The organism is Paenibacillus oryzae, from assembly GCF_001675045.1.
Taxonomy (GTDB): Bacteria; Bacillota; Bacilli; order Paenibacillales; family Paenibacillaceae; genus Pristimantibacillus; species Pristimantibacillus oryzae.
Genome location: NZ_LYPA01000062.1, coordinates 1,186 through 7,121, shown reverse-complemented (window position 1 = coordinate 7,121; position 5,936 = coordinate 1,186). Strand labels below are relative to the sequence as shown.

Genomic DNA, 5,936 nt, shown 5'->3' with positions numbered 1-5,936 from the left:
GAGCCATTAGCTCAGTTGGTAGAGCACCTGACTTTTAATCAGGGTGTCGAAGGTTCGAGTCCTTCATGGCTCACCAGTTTTATTATGCAAGACCCACGCGCGCGTATGGCGGAATTGGCAGACGCACCAGACTTAGGATCTGGCGGGAGACCGTGGGGGTTCAAGTCCCTCTACGCGCATCATAAACACGAAAAAACCTTTCAATCGGTTATGATTTGAAAGGTTTTTTTGTTTTTTACACATCTTAATAAAAAACACTAATGCCTCATTTTTGAGGGGGATGAAGGAAAGCTTTAACTTTACCTCGAATTGTTCTGCTTATATATGAAGTTATAGCCGCCGTAACATGCTTATATTTCATCTAGGAAAGGATATTTGAGTCTATGATAAAAGGCAAAGGCAGAATTTTGTCGGAGAAAATAACAGTTGCCAAAATGATGGTTGTTTATTGCAAAGGAAACAGTCACCCGAGTCCGCATCTGTGCCCGGATTGCCAGCTCTTGCTGAACTATGCTCAAAAGCGTCTGGACAGCTGCCAATTCGGCGAAAAAAAGTCCTTCTGCGAGCAATGTCCAGTCCATTGCTACAAGCAGGATATGCGGGTAAAAATCAAAATGGTCATGCGCTTTTCCGGGCCTCGCATGCTGATGCATGATCCCCCGCTTGCGATCAAGCATCTCTTATTGAGCACGATTTACCGGTACAAAAAAAGGAAAGGCCTGGTTGGACCAGACCGCTGGGAGCAAGCAGAAGCCAGGCGTAGCGAGCGGAATGAGAAGGCTGAAGTGTTTAGGGAACAATCGGTACGTAAGAGATAATGAAAGCCAGGTCATTGTTAAGGTTATGCACAGAATTGTGGATAAGTGGTGGGTTATTCAACGAACGAACATTCTGAGTCAATAATATGTGTATAATAGTGTGGATAATTTCAAAATTACCCACAATTTTATTCACATTATGTACAACTGGGATGTGCATAACTTAGCAAAATGTGAACAACAATAAGAAGCAATATAAAAGGGCAGGATATAAGCAGAAATTCCTTTTATTATTGTGAAATAAATCACGTGTTATTTTGGATTGGCATGTTAGGATTAACACATACAATACCTTGATTTAACAATGCCGAGGGGGATTACGATGAGCGGAAACGAAACCAGCGTTACTCAATTTATGCTGCAATTTTGCTTGCACTGCGAGGATGCAGAGCTTTGCTCGACGGAGGAGCAATGCCGGGCTTGCATGGCCGAACATAGTCAAAACGATGAGGAAGAAAACGCGGAATCCACCAGCGATTTGCTGAAAGCCTATTACGCTTAAAAAGCTGCTGGGAGACTGATGAAATCGAAGCTAAGGTAAGCTTCTGGGATAATACTTGAAAAGGCTGCCTTCTCATAATGATTGAGGGCAGCCTTTCCTTTTGTATACTCAACTATCTACAACTCCTAATTTAAAGCGCCACATGGCACATTAGAGGGCATTAACGCCATTTTGGGCGGGGAACCCATTACATGGTGTTCAGGAATCGCTCCAGGTCATTTGCAACGGTAAATAGATGAGCGCGATTTTCAAATTCATTGCGGTCCTCAGGCAATGGCAAATGGCGATGAAGCTCACGAATGTTGCGAAGCTGCTCGTAAAATCCATCGCTTTTGGATGGATCGGTGTACCCTTTGCTTAGCTCCATCAGAAACGCGCCAATTCGATTGCTCTGGTCTAATTGCGATGTAATTTGAGAGATTTCCGGAAGCATGCGCTCCAGTAATTCGTATTGACGGCGTTTGTTGTCAAAATAAATGGTGTATTGGCTCTGTCCCCTGTTTTCCTCGTCCAGAAGGGCCATTTGTTTGGCACTTGCCAGCTTGTCGGATAAGGCAAGCAGCTCTTTTCCATCCCAAAGCGTATATCCGTCCTGCAAATAATCGCCGTATTCCTTTAGAATAGCAGCGATAAGCCGGTCTACCTCTACTTTTAGCGCATCCACCTTTTTATCGATGCTTGGCATATACCAGTTGATGAGCAGCGCAACGCCAAGCCCTATGGCTATAACCAAAATTTCATTGATGAAAAAAGAAAGCTCCACCTTGTGGTGCATATACACATGCATGACGATAACGGAGCTGCTCGCTATGCCTTCCTGAATGCGCAAGCGGACAACAAGCGGAATAAAGGTGAGAAGCAAGATAAAAAATGTAAAGGCATGATAGCCCAATACCGTAAACAGCGCGCTGGAGTAGAACAGGACAAGCAGACAGGAAAATAGCCGGCTTAAAGCGGCCCGCTTGGATTGCTTGCGCGATTTTTGAATGCAAAGCAGGGTCAAAATGCCGGATGCCGTATAAAATTCAAGTCCTAGAAACTGGGCAATGAGAATAGATAAGGTTACGCCGATTGCGGTTTTAATTGTCCGGTAACCAATAATTCTGCTAATACTGCGCATGGGTGCTACACCTAATTTCTATGATGATAAAGCCATTATAAGCATAAACAAAATGCAGTGTAAATGAAAGGAAGACGATGAAATGACTTAATGATGCATACGGACGGCTAAGGTTATCCATGTTAAGAAAACAGAAATTTTGAAACGCAAAGGATTTTGAAGCGTAATGTTGAATCATATAGATAGAATCTATGCAAAATTTATGGAGGTGAATCCCTCACTGAGGGAACGTATTGGACATTGGTCTAGTCATTAATTTACTGTTGGTTGCTTTGTTGATTTTGTTAACGGCCTTTTTTGTTGGATCTGAATTTGCAGTCATTAAAGTTAGGCTATCCAGAATTGATCAGCTTGTGTCTGAGGGCAACAAAAAAGCACTGGCAGCAAAAAAAGTTGTCACGCATCTGGATTATTATTTATCCGCGTGTCAGCTGGGCATTACCGTTACGGCGCTGGGACTTGGCGCGCTGGGCGAACCGACAGTAGAAAAAATTTTACACCCTGTTTTTAATGCTATGGGCTTGCCTGAATCGTTGGCAACTCCAATCTCTTACATTCTTGCATTGTCGCTGATGACCTTCCTGCACGTTGTATTGGGCGAAATGGCCCCTAAGACGATGGCGATTCAGTTTGCGGAAAAAATGACGCTGATGCTGGCTCCGCCGCTTGTGCTGTTCGGAAAAGTTACCTTTCCGTTTATTTGGCTGCTTAACGGCTCCGCAGCACTTATTCTTCGTATTGCTGGCGTTAAACCGGCAGGACATGAACAAGCTCACTCCGAAGAGGAGCTTAAAATTATTATGACACAAAGCTTCAACAGTGGTGAAATCAACCAGACGGAGCTTTCATATATGCAAAATATTTTTGCTTTTGATGAGCGCGTCGCTAAAGATATTATGGTTCCCCGCACACAAGTAATGGTTTTGGATGCGCGAATGACGCAAAATGAAATCCTGGACATTATCGATGAAAATCGCTATACAAGATATCCAGTTACGGAAGACGGAGACAAGGACAAAATTATCGGTTTTTTGAACGCTAAGGAGTTTATGACCAATGTGGTTATGAAACGTTCCTTTACGCTAAAAGAGCATTTGCACGCGATGGAGGTCGTATATGAAACGGCGCCGCTTCAGGATGTGCTGAAGAAAATGCAGAAAAAAGGCGTGCATATCGCTGCGGTTGTCGATGAGTATGGCGGTACGGCAGGTATTGTAACGATGGAGGATCTGTTGGAGGAAATCGTCGGCGAAATTCGCGATGAATTTGATGAAGACGAGGTCCCGGACATTCAAAAGGTGAAGGAAGACCAATATTTCATTAACGGCCGCGTATTGCTGGAGGACCTGGAGGAAAGGTTCGGCATTTCGTTCAAGGACAGCAGCTATGAGGTGGATACTGTAGGGGGATGGCTTCAGGTGCAGATGCTTGATTTTGACAAGCTGCCGGAGCCGATCCATCATGATAATCAAATCTGGACGGTTGTTGAGATGGACAATCGCCAAATATTGAAGGCATCCATGGTTTTGATTCCCGAAAAAGAACAGGACGAGGAGCAGGACGAGCAGTCCTGATTTTAGGAGAAGATGTTGATTTATAAGGAACAACAATTAAGCTGTTCAGGCCGTCATTGGCCTGAACAGTTTTTTGTTGCCGCGCTGCTGGGCTCATTATGATTCGGGGTGGGGCCTGCGCCCGGCAAACCCGTCTTCGTGCTCATGATAATGAGTGATGCGCTCTTCCCCTTCCCGCCAGCATAGCAGGACCTCCTTGCCATCAACGACCGAAGGGAAGTCCAGCAGGCCTGGCTCGATCATTTTGAGCAAGACGCCTTTTCGGGTAAAGTTTTCTACAAAAAGCTTGATCTCGAGCTGCTTGAATTCCAGACGGGATTCAAGCTCGAATAAGGGCTCACTGGACGTATCAACCGTTTTGTTTTTCAGGATTTGATAAATCGTATGCTGCGCCTCCAGCTCATTGGATAGCTTCTGGAGGTTTGCCAGCTCCGCCTTAATCGTCGGCAGTAGGTCGTTTGCTTCTTTTAGTGTAAAAAGCTTTCTATGCATGATGTCATCCCCATTAAAAGTTGTTCAAAGCCCAGTTTACTAAAACGTGAAGGCACGGGCAAATCCCACTTTTTTTGTCAAAGTTTAGATTGACATTTTGTTTGAGAACTATTATCATTAAGTGGTGTTGATAAACATTATCATTTTTTCATTGAATATAAATGGATGTACAGACGGGTAAATAAAAGCAGCCTGCAGGAAAGCAGCGGAAGGAGCGTGTTGGAGAATGATACGGTTAACGACTTCAAGTTTGGATATCGGCTACGACGAGCGATTGATTGTGAAGGATTTAAACATTTCAATTCCACAAGGAAAAATAACTGCGCTTGTTGGAGCAAACGGATCGGGCAAATCGACGATTTTGAAAACAATGGCGCGGATTATGAATCCGTCGAAGGGCAGCGTTATGCTGGACGGTAAATCCATTCACAAGCAATCCACGAAGGAAGTAGCAAAGCAATTGGCCATTCTTCCCCAAAATCCGACGGCTCCTGATGGCTTGACTGTAGCCGAGCTGGTGTCTTATGGTCGTTTTCCGTATCAAAAAGGATTTGGTTCCATGAGCAAAGAGGATAAGTCCGTTGTTCAATGGGCGATTGAGGCAACGGGTATGGAGGAGTTTGCTTCCCGTCCGGTGGATCAGCTGTCCGGCGGCCAACGTCAACGTGCCTGGATCGCGATGGCTCTGGCTCAGGAAACTGATATTTTGTTCCTAGATGAACCAACAACCTTCCTGGATATGGCTCACCAGCTTGAAGTGCTTCATCTGCTGCAGAAGTTAAACGAGGTAAATAACCGCACGATCGTTATGGTGGTCCATGACCTGAACCATGCAGCCCGCTATGCCCAGCATATGATCGCTATCAAAAAGGGCGTTGTATGCGGCGAAGGCTCGCCGATTGAGGTTATTACGCCTGAGATCATGCGCGAAGTTTTTAACATTGAAGCTGATATTGTGGCAGATCCCCGTACAGGCGTGCCGTTATGTCTTCCGTTTGCGCTGGCAGGTCAGCCAGTGGCTGAACGAATCGTGGAGAAAACGCGGGAGCAGCAGGTTGTTCAAAAGCTTGCCGCTGCGGGTGCATAATTATAATTGAAACAACTCCGGAATTAGGCAGAGAGTCTGCTGATTTCGGAGTTTTATGGTTTATTGGAGCAGCTAAAGCGGTAAGAAAACAGGGCGTTTTTAAAGTTACAGCGATGGCTTTAAATTTTTTTTAAAAAGCAGTTGCAATTGCATGAGGAACATGATATATTATTACTTGTCGCCGCGATTGTAAAGTCGCAAATGACTTTAAAAGCATATATGCGGAAGTGGCTCAGCGGTAGAGCATCGCCTTGCCAAGGCGAGGGTCGCGGGTTCGATTCCCGTCTTCCGCTCCATATTATTTGCGGCCTTAGCTCAGCTGGATAGAGCGTTTGACTACGAA

The 5,936-nt window shown here is 45.0% G+C and carries 6 protein-coding genes and 3 tRNA genes; 7 read left to right on the top strand and 2 right to left on the bottom strand.

Annotation, left to right across the window (positions count from 1 at the left end; genetic code table 11):
• From A7K91_RS13810 to A7K91_RS13795, 4 genes are all read left to right on the top strand, one after another.
• Positions 1-76: transfer RNA gene (locus A7K91_RS13810), tRNA-Lys, on the top strand.
• 23 nt (positions 77-99) lie between these two features.
• Positions 100-179 (top strand) — tRNA-Leu (locus tag A7K91_RS13805).
• A gap of 204 nt (positions 180-383) precedes the next feature.
• Entirely contained in the window at positions 384-818 is a 435-nt protein-coding gene (locus A7K91_RS13800; RefSeq protein WP_068683663.1) for a nitrous oxide-stimulated promoter family protein, read from the top strand.
• A gap of 322 nt (positions 819-1,140) precedes the next feature.
• The gene (locus A7K91_RS13795; RefSeq protein ID WP_068683661.1) at positions 1,141-1,320 is read left to right on the top strand and encodes a hypothetical protein; all 180 of its coding nucleotides are present in this window, start codon (positions 1,141-1,143) and stop codon (positions 1,318-1,320) included.
• A gap of 187 nt (positions 1,321-1,507) precedes the next feature.
• Here A7K91_RS13795 and A7K91_RS13790 read toward each other — a convergent pair whose 3' ends face one another.
• Positions 1,508-2,440: an aromatic acid exporter family protein gene (locus A7K91_RS13790; protein ID WP_068683659.1), complete on the bottom strand. Its 933-nt coding sequence runs from the start codon at positions 2,438-2,440 to the stop codon at positions 1,508-1,510.
• A gap of 233 nt (positions 2,441-2,673) precedes the next feature.
• Between A7K91_RS13790 and A7K91_RS13785 the strand changes: the two genes are divergently transcribed.
• Positions 2,674-4,014: a hemolysin family protein gene (locus A7K91_RS13785; RefSeq protein WP_068683657.1), complete on the top strand. Its 1,341-nt coding sequence runs from the start codon at positions 2,674-2,676 to the stop codon at positions 4,012-4,014.
• Between the two features lie 96 nt (positions 4,015-4,110).
• Here the strand turns inward: A7K91_RS13785 and A7K91_RS13780 are convergent, their stop codons facing one another.
• Entirely contained in the window at positions 4,111-4,506 is a 396-nt protein-coding gene (locus A7K91_RS13780) for a DUF2203 domain-containing protein (RefSeq protein WP_068683655.1), read from the bottom strand.
• Between the two features lie 226 nt (positions 4,507-4,732).
• Between A7K91_RS13780 and A7K91_RS13775 the strand changes: the two genes are divergently transcribed.
• The gene (locus A7K91_RS13775) at positions 4,733-5,593 is read left to right on the top strand and encodes an ABC transporter ATP-binding protein (RefSeq protein ID WP_068683653.1); all 861 of its coding nucleotides are present in this window, start codon (positions 4,733-4,735) and stop codon (positions 5,591-5,593) included.
• 221 nt (positions 5,594-5,814) lie between these two features.
• Positions 5,815-5,889 (top strand) — tRNA-Gly (locus A7K91_RS13770).
• Positions 5,890-5,936 lie beyond the last annotated feature (47 nt).